This window comes from Sphingomonas sp. Leaf4 (assembly GCF_920939515.1).
In the GTDB taxonomy this organism is placed as follows: domain Bacteria; phylum Pseudomonadota; class Alphaproteobacteria; order Sphingomonadales; family Sphingomonadaceae; genus Sphingomonas.
Window position 1 is genome coordinate 419822 of record NZ_CAKLBB010000001.1, and the last position, 17707, is coordinate 437528.

Annotated in this window: 15 protein-coding genes; 9 read left to right on the forward strand and 6 right to left on the reverse strand. The window is 69.4% G+C overall.

Translation table 11 applies throughout. The features are described 5' to 3' along the window. Positions 1 to 91 precede the first annotated feature (91 nt). Complete coding sequence (gene gspN / locus LRA89_RS01855) at positions 92 to 799, reverse strand: type II secretion system protein N (RefSeq protein ID WP_230635936.1); 708 nt, start codon at positions 797 to 799, stop codon at positions 92 to 94. Here gspN and LRA89_RS01860 point away from each other — a divergent pair. From LRA89_RS01860 to LRA89_RS01870, 3 genes are read left to right on the forward strand one after another with little or no spacing between them, the layout of a single operon-like run. Further along, entirely contained in the window at positions 799 to 1821 is a 1023-nt protein-coding gene (locus LRA89_RS01860; RefSeq protein ID WP_230635938.1) for a hypothetical protein, read from the forward strand. The genes gspN and LRA89_RS01860 overlap by 1 nt on opposite strands. Beyond that, the gene (locus LRA89_RS01865; RefSeq protein WP_268934889.1) at positions 1818 to 2483 is read left to right on the forward strand and encodes a type II secretion system protein GspJ; all 666 of its coding nucleotides are present in this window, start codon (positions 1818 to 1820) and stop codon (positions 2481 to 2483) included. Before LRA89_RS01860 ends, LRA89_RS01865 begins: the two co-directional genes overlap by 4 nt. After that, complete coding sequence (locus LRA89_RS01870) at positions 2480 to 3358, forward strand: general secretion pathway protein GspK (protein WP_230635940.1); 879 nt, start codon at positions 2480 to 2482, stop codon at positions 3356 to 3358. The genes LRA89_RS01865 and LRA89_RS01870 overlap by 4 nt, the downstream gene beginning before the upstream one ends. Before the next feature lie 650 nt (positions 3359 to 4008). Here the strand turns inward: LRA89_RS01870 and LRA89_RS01875 are convergent. Together LRA89_RS01875 and rsmI are read right to left on the reverse strand one after the other, a co-directional pair. Continuing rightward, positions 4009 to 4377 (reverse strand): YraN family protein, encoded by a 369-nt coding sequence (locus LRA89_RS01875; RefSeq protein ID WP_230635942.1) that lies wholly within the window; start codon positions 4375 to 4377, stop codon positions 4009 to 4011. Next, entirely contained in the window at positions 4374 to 5210 is an 837-nt protein-coding gene (gene rsmI, locus LRA89_RS01880; RefSeq protein WP_230635944.1) for a 16S rRNA (cytidine(1402)-2'-O)-methyltransferase, read from the reverse strand. The genes LRA89_RS01875 and rsmI overlap by 4 nt, the downstream gene beginning before the upstream one ends. A gap of 11 nt (positions 5211 to 5221) precedes the next feature. Here rsmI and LRA89_RS01885 point away from each other — a divergent pair, with 11 nt between their 5' ends. Next, positions 5222 to 6421: a penicillin-binding protein activator gene (locus LRA89_RS01885; RefSeq protein ID WP_230635946.1), complete on the forward strand. Its 1200-nt coding sequence runs from the start codon at positions 5222 to 5224 to the stop codon at positions 6419 to 6421. Between the two features lie 309 nt (positions 6422 to 6730). On the opposite strand, the gene LRA89_RS01890 is transcribed toward LRA89_RS01885, so the two are convergent. After that, complete coding sequence (locus LRA89_RS01890; RefSeq protein WP_230635948.1) at positions 6731 to 7546, reverse strand: LD-carboxypeptidase; 816 nt, start codon at positions 7544 to 7546, stop codon at positions 6731 to 6733. A 48-nt stretch (positions 7547 to 7594) separates the two neighbouring features. On the opposite strand from LRA89_RS01890, the gene LRA89_RS01895 reads away from it, so the two are divergent. The 3 genes from LRA89_RS01895 (at position 7595) to LRA89_RS01905 (ending at position 10831) form a co-directional block, all read left to right on the forward strand. Further along, positions 7595 to 8995 carry a glutamate ligase domain-containing protein gene (locus LRA89_RS01895; RefSeq protein ID WP_230635950.1) on the forward strand — a complete coding sequence of 467 codons (1401 nt, stop codon included), beginning with the start codon at positions 7595 to 7597 and terminating at the stop codon, positions 8993 to 8995. A gap of 73 nt (positions 8996 to 9068) precedes the next feature. Then, positions 9069 to 10421, forward strand: coding sequence for an MFS transporter (locus LRA89_RS01900; protein WP_230635952.1), 1353 nt, complete (start codon positions 9069 to 9071; stop codon positions 10419 to 10421). Between the two features lie 68 nt (positions 10422 to 10489). Continuing rightward, the gene (locus tag LRA89_RS01905; protein ID WP_055758259.1) at positions 10490 to 10831 is read left to right on the forward strand and encodes a DUF3060 domain-containing protein; all 342 of its coding nucleotides are present in this window, start codon (positions 10490 to 10492) and stop codon (positions 10829 to 10831) included. A 16-nt stretch (positions 10832 to 10847) separates the two neighbouring features. Here LRA89_RS01905 and LRA89_RS01910 read toward each other — a convergent pair whose 3' ends face one another. After that, a complete protein-coding gene (locus LRA89_RS01910; RefSeq protein WP_230635954.1) occupies positions 10848 to 11780 on the reverse strand; it encodes an ROK family protein in 933 nt (310 codons plus the stop codon). Between the two features lie 95 nt (positions 11781 to 11875). Continuing rightward, complete coding sequence (locus LRA89_RS01915; protein ID WP_055758264.1) at positions 11876 to 13078, reverse strand: ROK family transcriptional regulator; 1203 nt, start codon at positions 13076 to 13078, stop codon at positions 11876 to 11878. A gap of 251 nt (positions 13079 to 13329) precedes the next feature. On the opposite strand from LRA89_RS01915, the gene LRA89_RS01920 reads away from it, so the two are divergent. Both LRA89_RS01920 and LRA89_RS01925 read left to right on the forward strand, forming a co-directional pair. Next, a complete protein-coding gene (locus tag LRA89_RS01920) occupies positions 13330 to 15843 on the forward strand; it encodes a glycoside hydrolase family 3 protein (RefSeq protein ID WP_230635958.1) in 2514 nt (837 codons plus the stop codon). 145 nt (positions 15844 to 15988) lie between these two features. Continuing rightward, a complete protein-coding gene (locus LRA89_RS01925) occupies positions 15989 to 17521 on the forward strand; it encodes a carboxylesterase/lipase family protein (RefSeq protein ID WP_230635960.1) in 1533 nt (510 codons plus the stop codon). The last annotated feature ends 186 nt before the right edge of the window (positions 17522 to 17707 follow it).

A 17707-nucleotide genomic window follows, 5' to 3' on the forward strand; every position in this document is an offset into this window, starting at 1 on the left:
GACCCCGGAACAAGTCCGGGGTGACGAAAGGGGTGGCTGTTTCGACCGAAAATAACGAAGATCGGCCGGCAATGCTGAATGTCGATCCGGCCTAGAACCGCCCTTCCACCGCCGCCCCCGCCGGCAACCCCACGAACGGCAGCGTCGCGGCGCCGTCGCCGGTCATCTGGAACTTCAGCACGCCGTCCTCGCGCAGCGTCGCGTCCATCAGCGTGCGGCGGCGCTGCGCGTCGGGGGCCAGCCGCACCCGCGTCTCCTGCCCGATATGCTCGGCGGTCAGCAGCAGCGCAGGGGTTGGCGTCGCGATGCCGGCCCTGGTCGCGCAACTGCCCGGATCGATCGCGACGCGGCCGTCGGCCATCGCCGATCCGCTGGCGGTCGATAGTTTGGACAGGTCGATCTGCATCGTCGCGTCGCAGGTGAAGGGCAGATCGGGTTGCAGCGCCTGAAGCAGCGAGGCATCGGCCGATCCCGCCACCTTGTCCAGTTGCACGCCACTGCCCCAGGCGATCGCCTGTCCGCCCAGATCGGTATCGGGGCCGGTCGCGGTCCAGTCGACCGCGAAGCCGAGGCTGGTGAGGCTGCGCAGCGGCGCGAACCGCCATTCCAGCCGGCTGCCCCCCGCCACGCCGACCTCGCCGTGCCAGATCGTACCGCCGACCCCGCTGCGCCATGCGACGTTGCGCACGATCAGGCTGGCGGGCAATGTCGCGACCATCGCGATCGCGAACGAGACTATGCCGAGGGTGGCGAAGGCGATACTACGCCGCCGTGCCTGACTCCGTGAAAGACCCGGCAATGCCAACGCGACGCGCGACGCTGAAACTGGTGGGACAGGGCCTTGCGCTGTCGTCGGCGGCATCGATCGCATCCCCCCTGTGGGCGGCGCGCCGGGCGAAGGGCGTGGCCGCGTTGCTGGTGCCGCTCACCGGTGAACGGGCGGCGCTGGGCCGTAGCATAGCCGCCGCGGCGATGCTCGCCGAAACCGACGCCACGGCGCTGCGCGTGATCGATACCGGCGGCAGCGCCGACGGTGCGGTGCGCGCCGCGCTGGCGGCGGTGAAGGGCGGCGCGGCGCTGTTGCTGGGGCCGCTCACCGCTGCCGAGACGCGCGCGGTGGCCACCGCCGTCGGCGCGCGCGTGCCGGTGGTGGCGCTGACCAACGATGCCGCCGCGCAGGGAAATGGCGCGTTCGTGCTGGGCATCACCCCGGCGCAGGCGACCGGCGCGCTGCTCGGTTATGCCCGGTCGCGCGGGGTGCGTCGCGTCGCGGCGCTCGACGACGGAACGCCGTGGAGCAGCGCCTGCGTCGCGGCGGCGAAGCGCGCGGAGGGCGATCTCGGCCTCATCGTCCTTCCCACGCCGGCGGGCGGGGTGGTGAGCGAGGCGGATGCGCTGTTCGTGCCGGGGGGAAGTGCCAGCGCGCTGGCGAGCATGGCGCGGGCGCGGGCCGGCGGCATGCAGTTGCTCGCAACCGTGCAGGCGCTCGACTATCGCCCTGACGCGCTGACCGCGCTGGAGGGGGCATGGATCGCCAGCCCCGATCCGGCGCGCTTCGCGACCTTCGCCGCCGCCTTCGCCGCGCGCAACGGTGGCCGGCCCGGCGCGATCGCCGCGCTCGGCTATGACGCCGCCGGCATCGCCAAGACCCTGCGCGCGGGCGACCTGCTGAGCCGCGAGGGGTTGCTGCGCGAGGCTGGGTTCGATTGCGCGACCGGCCCGCTGCGCTTCCGCGCCGACGGCAGTTGCGCGCGCGACTTCGCGATCCTCGTCGCCGCGAACGGCGCGTACGAGAAGGTGGCCGAGAGCCGCGGGGCATGATCGAAGCAGGTGTAAGCCTATCGTCACCCCGGACTTGTTCCGGGGTCCACGGTCCCGCAAACGCCGCGACCGTTCCTTGCGCGGAACCGTGGACCCCGGAACAAGTCCGGGGTGACGATGAAGGGGCGGGTCCGGTTGTCGAACCTAGCCAAGCCGGCTTCACCCTGCTCGAACTGATGATCTCGCTCGGCCTGTTCGCGCTGATCGCGGTGGCGGGGCTGACGCTGGTCGACAGCGTCATCGGCGTCGACGGGCGGACCGAGGCGCGACTCGACCGGGTGGCCGACCTGCAACGCGCGATGGTGGTGATTTCGAGCGACCTCGACCAGATCGCGCCGGGGCCGCTCGCCGGGGACGCCGCTGGGGTGCGCTTCGCCCGCGCCGCGCCGGGGTTCGGCGGGCCGGCGGTGCCGGTCGCCTACCGCGTCGTCGGCGGCCGGCTGGAACGGATCGTCGGCGGCCGGCCGCAACAGGTGCTCGATCAGGTGGCGGGCGCGCGCTGGCGCTATTTCGACGGCGGCTGGCTGCCGGCATGGCCGCCCGCGCCCGATCGCTCGGGCGAATGGCCGCGCGCGGTGGTGGTCGAGCTGCAACTGGGCGGGACGGGCGGCGGAACCCTGCGCCGTGTCGTCACCTTGCCGGTCCCGGCGCAGCCGTCATGAGCCGCTCGGTGGCCGAGCGCGAGCGCGGCATGATCCTCGTCAACGTGCTGATGTTCGTCGCGATCGCCAGCGGACTCGTCCTGCTCATGATAAACCGCGAGGAACTGGCGCTCGACCGCTCGATCCGCTCGCGCGAAGCGTCGCGCGCGCTGGCGGTGGTGCGCGGCGGCGAGCTGTCGGCGCTGACCGCGCTGCAACGCGACGCGCGGGTCGCGCCCGAGGCGGATTATCCCGGCGAACCGTGGGGGTCCTTGAGCGAGAACGGCATCGCGATCGACGGCGGCCGCTTCGACCTCGCCATCGCCGACGCGCAGGGGCGCTTCAACGTCAATTCGGTGCGGCGCGGCGAGGACCCGATCCCGCAGCTGGTCTTCATCCGCATCGCCCGCGCCGCCGGCCTGTCCGACGAACAGGCGGTCGCCGGTATCGCCCTCATCCGCGAGCGCGGGCCGGTGCAGGACCTACGCCCGCTCGCCGCGTTCTTGCCGCCCGACAAGGCGGCGCTGCTGGCGCGCATGGTCACGGCGCTGCCCGGCGACACCCCGGTCAATCTCAACGCGGCGACCCCCGAACTGCTCGGCGTGCTGTTCGAACCGGCGCAGGTCCAGCGGCTGCTCGCGGTGCGCAACCGGCAGGGCTATCTCTCGAAGGAAGACCTGACCCGCGAGGACGTGACCGTGCCGGCGGGCACCGGCTTCCAGTCGAGCCATTACTGGGTCCGCACCCGCGCGACGATCGGCGGCACGGTGCAGCAGGGCGCGACGCTGGTCGAACGTATCAAGACCGAGACGGGAACGCTGGCGGTGCCGGTGGAACGCTGGCGCAACGCGGCGATCCCGCCCGAGGTGCCGGGGTTCGGGTCGGGAGCAGGCTGATACGACGGGATGACGAGGACCGTAGCGACGGTTGACGCCCGATAACGTCCTTTCCAGCAAGCATCTGTTCGATTAGCATTCCCGGATGTCCCGGATCGCACCTTATGCCGATTTCGTCGGATGGTCGGCTTTCAGCGTCGCGATAGCGATCGTGATTTTTGTGCCGGAGCGAAGCGGGTGGTCATTCCCGTTATACCTGATCGCTGGCGCACTATTCGTCGTCAGCATTGTCCAACGGCGTGGTTTCACGGACGACGGCTGATCGCTAGGCCGGATCGGCATTCAGCCTTGGCAGGGGAAATCTGCCCTCGAACCCCCCGCGTCATCCCCGCGCAGGCGGGGATCCATACACGCCGACGCCGGTGATCGAACCTGTCTCGTTGCGTCTATGGGTTGCCGCCTGCGCGGGAACGACGAAAAGGTGTAGCATCTGCTGAATGTTGACCCCGCTCAGGCTACGATGCCGGCAGGCGGCACAAACATGGATGCGGCTGAAGCTGAAGTTCTGACGCGCCGGACAGATCGGTCCTCGTAGAACCGGACGTCATCCCAGCGAAGGCTGGGATCTCATAGTGACAGGGCGAGGCAGGAACCGCCTGAGGCCCCAGCCTTCGCTGGGGCGACGCTTCCATATCGATGGGTTAGGCCCCTCAATACCCCACCCACGCATTCTCGATATGCCGCACTCCCGCCCCCTTGGCGATCAGGATCACGTCGATCCGCACGTCCTCGCCACCCGCCGCATAGCGCGGCATCAGCACTTCCGCCGCAGCCGCGACCCGCGCCAGCCGGCGTTCGTCGATCGCCATGTCCAGCCCGGCAGCGCTCGCCCGCAACTTCACCTCGACGAACGCGATCAGCCCGCCGCGCCGTGCGATCAAATCGACCTCGCCGGCCTTGGTCTTCACCCGCCGGCCGACGATCTCCCAGCCTTTCAGCCGCAGCCACCATCCTGCCAGCCGCTCGCCGCGCCGCCCGGCCGCATCCGCCGCCACCCGTGAGGCGCGGGTGCGCGTCACTCGCCCTTCATCGCCAGCGCCCGCGCGTACAGCGCCTTGCGGTCGAGCCCCAGCGCCTTCGCCACTTCCCCCGCTGCTTTGGACGCGGGCAGCCGGGTCAGCGCCTCGCGCAGCGCCGCCTCGCCATCCTCGGCCGTGGCGGGCGGCGGCGCGCCCGGCGGCGCGACGACGATCACGATCTCGCCCCGGGGCGGCGCATCGGCATAGCGTTCCGCCAGTACCGACAGCGTCCCCGTCACGCATTCCTCGAACCGCTTGGTGATCTCGCGCGCGACGCCGGCCTCGCGCTCGCCCAGCCCTTGCGCCAGCGCCGCCAGCGTCACCGCCAGCCGCGGTCCGCTCTCATAGAACACCAGCGTCGCGCGTATGCCCGCGATCTCGGCGATTGCCTCGGCGCGGGCATGCGCCTTGGGCGGCAGGAAGCCGGCGAACAGGAACCGGTCGGTCGGCAGCCCCGCCAGCGTCAGCGCCGCCACCGCCGCGCACGGCCCCGGGATCGTCACCACCGCATGGCCCGCCGCGCGCGCATCGCGCACCAATTTGTACCCCGGATCGGAGATCAGCGGCGTGCCGGCGTCGGACACCAGCGCCACCGCTTCCGACGCCATCCGTGCGATCAGCCCGGGGCGCATCCCCTCGGCATTATGGTCGTGATACGGAATCATCGGCCGTTTGACGCCGATATGACGCAGCAGGCCGGCGGTGACGCGGCTGTCCTCCACCGCGATCACCTCGGCGCGCGACAATATGTCGGCAGCGCGCGGACTTAAGTCTGCGAGATTGCCGATCGGGGTCGCAACGATGTAGAGGCCGGGGGCAAGTTTCTCGGTCATCAGGATACCCCATGGCAGACACCACCGCCCGCCCGCAATGGCGTCACCATCTCGCGCGGGGGTTTGCGGTGCTCGGCGTCGCCTTGCTGTCCGCCTGTACCGGCATCGTGCCCAAGGGGCCGGTGGAGCAGGCCCCGCCGGCGCCCACCCGGCCGCAGCCGACCCGACCCGACCCGATCACCGGCGGCATCCCGCTCGATACCCAGCGCCACCGCGTCGCGCTGCTGGTGCCGCTCACCGGCCCCAACGGCGGCGTCGGCCGCTCGATCGCCAATGCGACGCAACTCGCGCTGCTCGATTCGCGCAGCGAGCGGGTGCGGATCACCACCTATGACACCGCGACCGGCGCCGCCGCCGCCGCACAGCGCGCCATCGCCGAGGGCAACCGCCTGATCCTCGGACCCCTGCTCGCCGACGATGTCCGCGCGGTGGCACCCATCGCGCGCGGCGCGAAGGTGCCGGTCATCAGCTATTCCAACGACGTGTCGGTCGCGGGCAACGGCGCGTATCTGCTCGGCTACACCCCGGCGCAGTCGATCGACCGGGTGGTCGGCTATGCCCGCAGCAGCGGCATCACCCGCTTCGCCGGGCTGGTGCCCGCCGGCGTTTATGGCCAGCGCGCCTCGACCAGCTTCCTGCGCGCGGTCGAACAGGCCGGCGGGCAGGTCGTCTCGCTCCAGACCTATGACCGGGGGCAGGGGCAGGTGGCGGCCGCCGTCACCCGCCTGTCGCGCACCTCGCCCTATGAAGCGGTCCTCATCGCCGATCAGGCCGGCACCGCCGCCGTGGCGGTGCCCGCGATCCGCCGGGGCACGAGCAAGGGCGCGCGCGTGCTCGGCACCGAATTGTGGAACACCGAAACCGGGCTGGGGTCGATGCCGGCGCTGAACGGCGCATGGTATGCCAGCGTCTCGAACGCGCTCTATCGCCAGTTCGCCACCAAATATCGCGCGCGTTTCAACGCCGCGCCCTACCGCCTGTCGAGCCTCGGCTATGATTCGGTGCTGTTGACCATCCGCATCGCCCGCGACTGGCCGATCGGCCGCGACTTTCCCGAATCGCGCCTGCGTGGCGAGGACGGGTTTGCGGGGCTGGACGGCGCGTTCCGCTTCGGCCGCGACGGCGTGGCCGAACGCGCGCTGGAGGTGCAGGAGGTGCGGACGGGCGGCGCGGTGACGGTATCGCCTGCGCCGCGGACCTTCGGGGAGTAGAGCCACCCGTCGGTTTCGTTCGCTTCTTGTTGATTCACGCGAAGGCGCGGAGAGGCGGAGGCGTTGCGTTCGCGACTGGGTCGGCGGTTTGATCGGTATGAGGTCGAGTGCGGATGCGCTCGACCAGGAAGAAGGGGTTTTCGCGCAAAGGCGCAGAGGCGCGGAGAGAAGGGGGCGCTTGCCGCGCCAGCGGCTTTCCTTTGTTACCCGGCAAACGGGACGCTTCGCCGGACAGGCATCAGCCGTTCCGACCGGAACCGCTCTGCGCCTCCGCGCCTCCGCGTGAACCGACCTTTTTAGCGTCCGCTCTCAAGCCACCCCGAACGGGACCACCCGGTTCTCGGCATAATGGCCGATCGTCGCGCGCCCCAGATACGGCACGCCCATCGCCCGTGCCCAGCGGGTGACGATCGCCTCCTCGCTCTCGCCGAACTCGGTATCCTCGGGGCTGCGGTCCGTCACCGCGCCCAGCCGCAACCCGGCGATCCCCTGCAACTGCGTCGCGGCGGCAAGCTGGAAGAACAGCCGGTCGAGCCGGTACAGGTCCTCGCCCACCTCCTCGACCATCACGACATGGTCGGTCAGGTCGGGGAGCCACGGCGTCCCGATCAGCGCGCACAGGATGACGAGGTTGAACGCCACCGTTGGCCGCCCGTCCAGCTCGGGGGCGAGCACCCGCCGATCGCCGTCGACCAGCCATGCCAGCGTGCGCGCCGCGCTGTTGGTGCCGCCGGCCTTGCCGACCTGCCCCGCCATCGGCCCGTGCGTCGGCCGTCCGATCCGCCGGGCATAAAGCGCGCCGAGCAGGAACCCCATGTCCGAAAACCCGACATAGGCCTTGGCCGCCGCCGCGCGGTTCAACTTCGGGATCACGGCGGACAGGATACGGTTCGACCCATATCCGCCGCGCGCGAACCAGATCGCGTCGAACCCGGGATCATTGGCGAACTCCAGAAACGCGGCGGCGCGCTGTTCGTCGGTCCCGGCGAAATGCCCGGCGTCGAGGAAGCATTGCGGATGCACCACGAGATCGAGGGCGGGGTAGGTGAGGGCGGCAAACCCCAAAGTGCGCGCCATCGCACCCTCGTCTACCCGCCGCGCGGGCGCCACCACTCCGATCCGCATGTCCCGGTCCCGCTTGCAAGGTTGGATTTGGGGCGATAGCGCCGGGGGATGCTCCACGGCAAATCCTTCTTCCTCGTCGGCATCGGCGGTTCGGGCATGCTGCCCCTCGCGATGATCCTCGCCGGGCGCGGTGCGACGGTCGCCGGATCGGACCGCAGCCTCGATACCGACAGCCTGCCCGCGAAGTTCGATTCGCTGCGTGCGGCCGGCATCGCGCTGTTCCCCCAGGATGGCAGCGGCATCGTGTCGGCCGACCAGATCGTCGTCGCCTCCGCCGCGATCGAGCCGACCGTCGCCGACATCGTCGCCGCCGTGGCGGTCGGGGCACGGCGGATGGGCCGCGCCGAGCTGCTCGCCGAACTGTTCAACGCGGCAGCCTTGCCGATCGGGGTGGCGGGCACCAGCGGCAAATCGACCGTGACCGGCATGATCGGCCATATCCTCCATGCCGTGGGCCGCGACCCGACCGTAATGAACGGCGCGGTGATGAAGAATTTCATCGCGCCCGACCGCCCCTTCGCCAGCGCGCTGGTGGGCACGGGCGATGCCTTCGTCAGCGAGGTGGATGAAAGCGATGGATCAATCGCCTTCTATCATCCGCGCATCGCGGTGCTGAACAACGTCAGCCTCGACCACAAGTCGCTGGAGGAGCTGCGCATCCTCTTCGGCGGCTTCGCGGCGCGCGCCGGGCACACGATCGTCAACGTCGGCGATGCCGAAGCCGCCGCACTGGCGATGGAAATGGCGGAAAGCCGCCGAACGACCTTTGCGATCGACGCTCCGGCGGACATGATCGGGTGTAAACTTTGTAAACTTTCGGCCTCGGTCGACTTCACGCTGCGGGTCGGGGATCGCTCGTACGACGTCCATCTGGCGGTCCCCGGCGCGCACAATGTCGCGAACGCGCTGGCTGCGATCGGCGCGGTCGTTGCCGCCGGCGTTCCGATCGAGGCGGCGATCGCCGCGATCGCCGGCTTCACCGGGCTCAAGCGCCGCTTCGAGCTGGTCGGCACCGCAGGTGGCGTGACCGTCATCGACGACTTCGGCCACAACCCCGACAAGATCGCCGCGACCATCGCCACGCTGCGCGCGCACCCCGGCCGGCTGCTGCTGTTGTTCCAGCCGCATGGCTATGGTCCGCTCAAGGTCATGCGCCGCGAACTGGTGGCGATGTTCGCCGCGCGGTTGCAGGGCGACGACCTGCTGGTGCTGCCCGATCCGGTCTATCGCGGCGGCACTGTCAGCCGCGAAGTGACCAGCGCCGACATCGTCGCCGATCTGGCCGTCACCGGCACCCCGGCCCGCCACATCCCCGATCGCGCCGCCGCCGCCGCGCATCTGGCGGCGCAGGCACGGCCGGGCGATCGCATCGTCGTGATGGGCGCGCGCGACGACACGCTGTCGGCGCTGGCGGCATCGATCGTGACGATGCTGGAGGCACGCACGTAACCCCTATCGCCCCGACCCGACTGGCAATATGATAATCAAATAGCCGAATTTGTCGGACAAGGGGAGAGGCCAGTTGGTCGAGAAGCGGGCGGGTAGCGCCACCACCACGGGACTGGCGTTCGCCGCCGTCACCACATTGTTCTTCGCGTGGGGGTTCATCACCTCGCTGATCGATCCGTTGGTCGCGGCGGTGAAGGGCATCTTCACCCTCACCGATTTCGAGGCGCAGTTCGCCGCCACCGCCTTCTTCCTCGCTTACGGCCTCATCTCGATGCCCGCCGCGATCCTGCTCGCGCGGCTGAAGGCGGTGCCTTCGATCCTGTTCGCGCTCATCACCATGGTCGTCGGCTGTCTGACGATGCTGGTCGCGGCCAATCTGGCGGTGTTCCCGCTGGTGCTGCTCGGCCTGTTCATCCTCGCCGCCGGGATCACCGTGCTGCAGGTCGCGGCGAACCCGCTGGCGGCGGCGCTGGGCGATCCGAAGCTCAGCCATTTCCGCCTGACGCTCAGCCAGACGTTCAATTCGTTCGGCACCTTCCTCGGGCCGCTGCTGGGGGCCACGCTGTTCCTCGACGGGGTCGAGGTGAAGGACGGCACGGTCCTGACCGATGCGGTTCGCGCCGGGGCGCTGGCCGGGATCGACCGCGCCTATTTCTGGATTGCCGGGCTGATCGCGGCGCTGGCGCTGTTCTTCTTCCTCAGCCGCCGGGTCGTCTCCGCCGCCGTGCCCGCAACGCCGGCACAGGTTCCGTCTGCGGGCACGCTGCTGTCCGAAGCGTTTTCGTCGCGCTGGGCGCTGCTCGGCGCGGGCGCGATCTTCCTCTATGTCGGCGCGGAAGTCGCGATCGGGACGCAGATGGCACTGTTCCTCAACGCCGACAGCGTGTGGGGCATGTCCGACGCCGCGTTCGGCGTGCCGCTGCTCGGCTTCGCGATGGGCAGCGACGGGGTTCCCGGCGTCTCGCTTCAGGAAGCGGGCAAGGCGGTCGCCTTCTACTGGTTTGGCGCGATGGTCGGCCGTTTGATCGGAACGGTACTGCTCGCGAAGGTAAAGGCGTACAAGCTGCTGGCGCTGTTCACCGCCGTCGCGGTGGCGATTTGCCTGTATGTCGCGGCGGTCGGCGGAATCACCGCCGGGTTCGTGGCGATCTCCATCGGGCTGTTCAATTCGATCATGTTCCCGGTGATCTTCACCCTGACGCTGGAACGGTCGAGCGCGAGCGAGGCGGCGACGTCGGGGTTGCTCTGCACCGCGATCGTCGGCGGGGCGATCGTGCCGTTGATCGTCGGCATCGTGTCGGGCGCGACCAGCCACGGCGTCGCCTTCGTGGTGCCGGCGCTCTGCTATGCCGCGCTGTGCGTCTTCGCGCTTGCCGCCGGGCGGACGGGGGTGCGCAACGTCGCTTCGGCGAAGAGCCTGCACTGATCGTCGCTTAACCGCTGTCGCCCGTCGATGTCGCGGCCATGGTCGCGGCATCGACAAGGAGACATGCCATGCCGTTCACGAAACTCGCTATCGTCCTTGCCGCCGCCACCCTGCCACTGGCCGCCGCCATCGCGCAGGACCGGTACGAAGGGGCGGGGGCGACGCAGGAGATGGACTGCGGCGGGCAGGGTGCGACCATCGTCGGCGCGAGCAACATCATGACCGTGACCGGCGCGTGCAGGACGCTGGTGATCGAAGGCGCGGGCAACCGCGTCACCGTCGATCTGGCCCCTCGCGCGACGATCCGCATCACCGGGGCCAGCAATCAGGTGGTGTGGCGCACCCCCGACCGCAGTAAGCCGCGCGTCAGCGTGACCGGGGCTGGCAACCGGGTGTCGATGGCACGGTAAGCGCCGCGCGGCGGGGTCAGGCCGGTTCTGCGATCCGTTCGCCCAGCGCCACCTGCGCCAGCGCGATCGATCCGAGCGGCCCCGCCTGATCGCCCAGTGCCGGGGCGACGATGTAGGGCGCGCCCTCGGGCAGCGGCAGATAGCCGTTGATGCTCTCGCGCAGCGCCGGCTCGATCCGGGCCAGCACGTGCGGCTGCTTGTTCATCACCCCGCCGCCGATCGCGATGCGCTGCGGTCCGGTGGTCGCGACCATCGCATGACACATCGCGACGATCGCCGAGACGACCCGGTCCCACACGGGATGGTCGTCCGGGATGGTCGAGACATGCACGTCGCCCAGCGCCGCCTTGATGCCGGTGCCCGATGCCAGTCCCTCGACGCAATCGTCGTGGAACGGACAGCCGCTGGGCAAGGTGTCGTGCGCCAGACGGGGAACGCGCAGATGGCCGATCTCGGCATGGCCGATCCCGCGCGTCGGCGCGCCGTTGACCAGCAACCCGACGCCGACGCCGGTGCCGATCGTCACATAGGCGAAATCGGTCAGGCCCTTGCCCGATCCCCAGCGCGTCTCGGCATAGGCCGCGCCGTTGACGTCGGTGTCGAACGTGACCGGCACGTCGAGCTCGGCCGACAGCCGCCCGGCGACATCGGCCATCGCCCAATGGGGCTTGGTGGTGGCGAGGATATGCCCCCAGGTCGGCGAAGCGCGGTTGAGATCGACCGGACCGAAGCTGGCGATGCCCAGCGCGGCGAAGCCATGGGTCGACCACCAGCGCTCCAGCACCGCGGCGATCGCGGGCAACGTCTCGTTCGGGTGGGTCGTCGGCACGGTTTCCTGCGCCAGTATCGCACCGGGTCCATAGGCGAGGGTGCAGACGCATTTGGTGCCGCCCAGTTCCACCCCTGCGAACGGCAATACGTCGCCACCCGACCGCGGTTCGCGGTCCATCGCCACAGTCATCCTCGTCAAACCCTGTTGTCCGGTAGTTGCCAACACCGTCGCAGGCTTTGGTTTAAATAGCAAATATGAAATTCTTATTCAGTTCAATCGCTTTCGACGACTGCTTTCCATAGCGCGTTGGTGCGCGGCAACAGGAAATGGCTGAACGGCAGAATCGCCGCGCCGACCGCCGGGGCATCTTCGGCCAGCATCGCGCGGCGGACCGGGGCGAGCGCTGGGATATTGTCGGCCTCGGCGGTCAGCCGCGCGGTCAGCCGCCGCGCCAGCGCATCGACATGGGCACCGGGCAGCCGTCCGCCGATGAACACCGCCGCCGGATTGATGAGGCAGTTGATCGCGACCAGCGGTTCGACCAGCCGGTCGACCGCCTCGTCGATCCAGCGGTCGACGATCGCGATCAGCGCCGGGTCCTCGGCCCGGTCGCCCAGCATGTCGGCGATGGTGAAGCCGGCGGCGCGCAACGGATGCGACAGGCCGGAGAGCGATACGCTGTGCTGGATCTGGGCCCGTCCGCCGCGACCATCGCTGCCCAGCAGGAAGCCGATCTCGCCCGAACGGCCGCTCGCTCCCCGGAAATAGGCCCCGTCGAGCACGAGTCCGCCGCCCAGTGCGGAAGAAATCAGAATATAGAAAAAACTGGCATGGTGCTGGCCATGGCCCAGTTGCTGTTCGCCCATCGCGGCGGCGGCGGCGTCGTTTTCGACGAAGACCGGCAGCGCGACCGGTTCGGCGAACAGCGCGGCCATGTCGACGCTTTCCCATTCGGCATAGCTGGCTGGCCGGCCGGGCAGGTCGACGGTGCCGAGATCGTCGGGACGGGCCACGCCGATGCCGACGATGCGGTCGGCATCGATCCCCGCATCGGCGATCAGCGCGCCGATCTGCGCGCCGTAGAAGGCGGCGACATCGGCCGGCAGCGCGAAATCGACATCGTGGCTGGCGCGCGCCAGCGTCTGTCCGGCGAAATCGACCAGCACGATCGTCACATGATCGCGATCGACGTTGATGCCGATCGCATAGCAGGCGGCGGGCTTCACGACCAGCTTGGCCGGCGGCTGGCCGCGCCCGCCGCGCCGGCGCCCGGCTTCCTCGATCAATCCCTCGTTCAGCAGCCGACGGGTGATATTGGCGATGGCCGGCGGCGTCAGGCCGGTGATGTTGGCCAGATCGATGCGGGTCAGCGACCCCGACACGCGAATGGCGTGCAGCGTGATCCGCTGGTTATGATCCGCCGCCCGGGCCAGGTTCGTGCCCGACAGGCGGATGGGTTCCGGCGCGCTCACCATTGATCGGGGCGACCCGCGGCGGAAAGGAACGTCGTCACGCTGGCTGATCTCCCGAGGCTCCACCCGTGGAACGGCCCGGGCAGCTTGTTTGACGGGCACGGTGGACCAGTGCGTTACCGGTATCAATCCGAAAACATGCGATCGTTCCCAAAGCGGTCCGATAACGTCGTTGACAACGCTGTCTGTTTTGACGATCGAAGCGGAAACGCGCGCAACCGGCATGAGGGGGCGCGGCTTAGGAGAGTGATGCGATGACCCCGGCCAAGACGTTCCTGCTGAGCACCGTGCTGGCCGCGCTGGGTGCCGCATCCGCCGCACCGGCACAGACCGTGCCGGCCCCGGCCCCCGCCGCGACGGTCCACCCCGAGCTTTGGCCGCGCGCCAACTGGCCGTACAAGACCGACGCGAAGATCGAGGCGCGGATCGCCGACCTGCTCAAGCGGATGACGGTCGAGGAAAAGGTCGGTCAGGTCATCCAGGGCGATATTGCCAGCCTGACCCCCGCCGACGTCAAGCGCTATCACCTGGGTTCGGTGCTGAACGGCGGCAATTCCGCGCCGAACAACGACGAGTTCGCGCCTGCCTCCGAATGGCTGAAGCTCGCCGATCGCTTCTACGAGGCGTCGGTCGACAAGTCCGACGGCGGCGTCGGCATTCCCGTGATCTGGGGCACCGATGCGGTCCATGGCCACAGCAACATCGTCGGCGCGACGCTGTTCCCGCACAACGTCGGGTTGGGCGCGATGCGCGACCCGGTGCTGATGCGGCGGATCGCCCAGGCGACGGCGGCGGAAATCCGCGCGACCGGCATCGAATGGACCTTCGCCCCGACGATTACCGTGCCGCAGGACATTCGCTGGGGCCGTGCCTATGAAGGCTATTCGTCCGACCCGAAGCTGGTGGCGAGCTATGTCACCCAGTTCATCGAGGGGCTGCAGGGTGCGCCCGGTTCTACGGATCAGTTGAAGGGGCCGTATGTGCTGGCGTCGACCAAGCACTTCCTCGCCGACGGCGGCACCTTCGGCGGGCAGGATCAGGGCGATGCTAGGATCCCCGAAACGACGCTGCGCGACATTCACGGCACCCCCTATGTCTCGGCGATCAACGCCGGGGTGCAGACGGTCATGGCCAGCTTTTCGAGCTGGAACGGCGAGAAGATCACCGGCCACAAGGGGCTGATGACCGACGTCCTCAAGAAGCGGATGGGCTTCGGCGGGTTCATCGTCAGCGACTGGAACGCGCATGGCCAGGTGGCGGGCTGCACCAACGCGAGTTGCCCGCGCGCGATCAACGCCGGGCTCGACATGTACATGGCGCCCGATAGCTGGAAGCCGATGTGGGAAAGCCTCGTCGCCCAGGTGAAGGCGGGCGAGGTGCCGATGCCCCGGCTGGACGATGCGGTCGCCAACATCCTGCGCGTGAAGCTGCGTGCCGGGCTGTTCGACGTCGGCAAGCCGTCGACCCGGATGCTGTCGGGTGATTACGCCCAGCTTGGCAGCCCCGAACACCGCGCGATCGCGCGTGAGGCGGTGGCCAAGTCGCTGGTGCTGCTCAAGAACAACGGCTCGCTGCTGCCGCTGAAACCCGGCGCGCGGGTGCTGGTGGCGGGTGACGGTGCCGACGATGTCGCGCGCCAGTCGGGCGGCTGGACGCTGACGTGGCAGGGGACCGGCATCGATCCCAAATATTTCCCCGGCGCGACCTCGCTCTACAAGGGCATCGACGGCGCGGTGAAGGCAGCGGGCGGCAGCGCCACCCTGTCGCCCGCCGGCACCTTCACCGGGGCGAAGCCCGACGTGGCGATCGTGGTGTTCGGCGAGACGCAATACGCCGAGTTCCAGGGCGACATCAAAACGCTGCAACTGCGCCCCGAACAGCGTGGCCCCATCGAGACGATGAAGAAGCTAAAGGCGCAAGGGATACCGGTCGTCGCGGTGATGCTGACCGGGCGTCCGCTGTTCGTGAACCCGGCGATCAACGCCGCCGACGCCTTCGTCGTCGCATGGCTCCCCGGATCGGAAGGGGCGGGCGTGTCCGACGTGCTGTTCCGCCAGAAGAACGGGCAGGTGCGGCGCGACTTCACCGGCAAGCTGTCGTTCGCATGGCCGGCGACGGCTGATGCGACCGGGCCGACGCTGTTCCCGCTCGGCTATGGCCTGTCGGGTGCCGCCCGGTCGAGCGTGCCGGTGCTGTCCGAGGACCCGCGCGTGACCGAAACCGATTCGGGCGGCGTATTCATGGACAAGGGCCTGCCCGCGACGTCGTGGTCGCTGTCGGTCGGCGGTGCTGGAACCGGCGGCAACACGCGCATCACCACCGTGCCGGCGCAGTCGGGCGGCGGCCGGGTGAAGGTCAGCGCGACCGACCACGGCGTGCAGGAAGGCGCGCGGCGCTTCGAGATCGACGGCAGTGGCCCGGCCGAGATCGAACTGCGCACCCAGTCGCCGGTCGACCTGACGCGCCAGACCAATGGCGACGTGATGCTGCTGGCGACGATGCGGGTCGATGCCGCGCCGGCCCAGCCGGTGAAGCTCGGCATCCGTACCGGGGCGGGCGGCAACGACGTGTCGCTCGGCAAGCTGGAGCTGCTGCCGGTCGGCGAATGGAAGACGATCGGCGTGCCGCTGAAATGCTTCGCCGGCAACGTCAACATGGCCACCGTCGACGCGCCGTTCGTGCTGAGCACCACCGGGCGGATGACGGTCAGCATCGCGCGCGTCGCGCTCGGCATGTCGCCCGACGTGAAGCTGCCCTGCGCGAAGTAGTCGGGCAACCGAACCTCCAGCCGTCACCCCGGACTTGTTCCGGGGTCCACGGTTCGGCAAACGATGCCGATCATGGCGCATCCGCCGGCGTGCGCGGATGGGTGGACCCCGGAACAGGTCCGGGGTGACGATGGGGCAGATGGCGATGATCGGACGGAACGGTACGATGGGCGGCAAGGTCGGCGCGGTGTTTGTGATGCTCGCGCTGGCGGTTCCGGCCGCCGCGCAGACCCCGCCGGTGGCCGCTCCCGCCGTGCCGGTGCCACCGCGCGTGTCGGTATCGGGCGGCATCGTCGAGGGGCAGGTGCTGCCCGACCGCACCGTGTTCCGCGGCATTCCCTTCGCCGCACCGCCGCTGGCCGCCAATCGCTGGCGCGAGCCGCAGCCGGTGGTCGAATGGACCGGCATCCGCACCACGACCCAGGCGGCACCCGCCTGCCTCCAGAACGACTATGGCTGGAACCACCGCGACCATGTCTATGCCAGCGAGGATTGCCTGACGCTCGACGTCGGCAGCCCGGCGATGACCGGCAAGGCGCCGGTGGTGGTGTGGATCCACGGCGGCAGCAACCGCGCGGGATCGGCCGAGGGCATGGTGCTGTCGTCGATGGTCGCGCGCGGGGTGGTGGTCGTGGCCATCCAGTATCGCCTCGGCATCCTCGGCTTTCTACCGCACCGCGATCTGGCGGCTGAAGCGCAGGGGAGTAGCGGCAATTACGGACTGATGGACCAGATCGCCGCGCTGCGCTGGGTCCGCGACAATATCGCCAAGTTCGGCGGCGATCCCGACAACGTCACCATCGCGGGCGAGAGCGCGGGATCGCAGGACGTGTCGCTGCTGTTGGCGTCGCCGCTGGCGCGCGGGCTGTTCGCCAAGGCGGCGATGGAATCGGGCACGCCGGGGTTCGGCCTGCCATGGCGGCCGCTCAAGGAAGCGTTCCGCATCGGCGACCAGCTCGACGGGCTGATGGGGACGCAGGGGACGGCAGCGCTGCGCCGCGCCTCGGCGCAGTCGCTGCTGGCGGCCGATCTGAAGCTGCACGACGCGAAGCTGACCGCCGACGATTATCTGTATCTGCGCACCACGATCGACGGCGCGGTGCTGCCCGACAGCCCCGACAAGCTGTTCGTCACCGCGCCGCGCCGCCCGGTGATTATCGGCAGCAACCTGATCGAACTCGACCTGCCCGGCGGCCGCGCGGCGCGTGACGGTTTCGTCGACCTGTCGTTCGGGGCCAATGCCGATGCGGCGCGAGGCTATTACCGGCTCGATTCGGCCGATCCGGCACCGCTCGCGCGCCTCGGCACCCGCAACCAGCAGATTGCGACCGACGCGACCTTCCGCTGTCCGGCGGGGACGCTGGCGAACCTGCTCGCCACGCGCGGCTGGCCGGTATGGCGCTATGAGTTCGATCTGGCGGGCGACGGCGGCACCGGGCCGACCACCCATGCCGCTGAGATCGGCTATATCTTTCACGATCGCCGCGCCGGGCCGGTGTATATGCAGGATTATTGGGTGGCCTTTGCCAAGACGGGCGATCCGTCGGGCGAAGGGCTGACGCCATGGCCGCGCATGGCGCGCGGCAAGCCGGCCAACATGCTGTTCGACGCAAAGGGCGCGACCCCGCGCGACGGCGACATTCGTGGTGACATCTGCCGGCTGACCAGCGCACTGTAAGGCGGATCGATCTTCAACGCGGCGTTCGACTCCTCCCCTCCCTGATAAGGGAGGGGTCGGGGGTGGGTTGGCCGGTTGTGGAGCGGTTGGCTTTCCTCGCAGGCCGACCCACCCCCAGCCCTTCCCTTGTCGGGGAGGGGAGCAATTCCGGCGGAAGGTCGATCCGGCCGAAGCTGAACGAACTCG

What these genes read in the sequence shown, in the direction of transcription:
- LRA89_RS01865 (WP_268934889.1), top strand. Translation starts at nt 1,818, where the DNA reads ATGATCGAAGCAGGTGTAAGCCTATCGTCACCCCGGACTTGTTCCGGG.
- LRA89_RS01860 (WP_230635938.1), top strand. Translation starts at nt 799, where the DNA reads ATGCCAACGCGACGCGCGACGCTGAAACTGGTGGGACAGGGCCTTGCG.
- LRA89_RS01890 (WP_230635948.1), bottom strand. Translation starts at nt 7,546, where the DNA reads ATGCGGATCGGAGTGGTGGCGCCCGCGCGGCGGGTAGACGAGGGTGCG.
- LRA89_RS01915 (WP_055758264.1), bottom strand. Translation starts at nt 13,078, where the DNA reads ATGGTGAGCGCGCCGGAACCCATCCGCCTGTCGGGCACGAACCTGGCC.
- LRA89_RS01895 (WP_230635950.1), top strand. Translation starts at nt 7,595, where the DNA reads ATGCTCCACGGCAAATCCTTCTTCCTCGTCGGCATCGGCGGTTCGGGC.
- LRA89_RS01905 (WP_055758259.1), top strand. Translation starts at nt 10,490, where the DNA reads ATGCCGTTCACGAAACTCGCTATCGTCCTTGCCGCCGCCACCCTGCCA.
- LRA89_RS01910 (WP_230635954.1), bottom strand. Translation starts at nt 11,780, where the DNA reads ATGGACCGCGAACCGCGGTCGGGTGGCGACGTATTGCCGTTCGCAGGG.
- LRA89_RS01925 (WP_230635960.1), top strand. Translation starts at nt 15,989, where the DNA reads ATGATCGGACGGAACGGTACGATGGGCGGCAAGGTCGGCGCGGTGTTT.
- LRA89_RS01870 (WP_230635940.1), top strand. Translation starts at nt 2,480, where the DNA reads ATGAGCCGCTCGGTGGCCGAGCGCGAGCGCGGCATGATCCTCGTCAAC.
- LRA89_RS01885 (WP_230635946.1), top strand. Translation starts at nt 5,222, where the DNA reads ATGGCAGACACCACCGCCCGCCCGCAATGGCGTCACCATCTCGCGCGG.
- rsmI (WP_230635944.1), bottom strand. Translation starts at nt 5,210, where the DNA reads ATGACCGAGAAACTTGCCCCCGGCCTCTACATCGTTGCGACCCCGATC.
- LRA89_RS01920 (WP_230635958.1), top strand. Translation starts at nt 13,330, where the DNA reads ATGACCCCGGCCAAGACGTTCCTGCTGAGCACCGTGCTGGCCGCGCTG.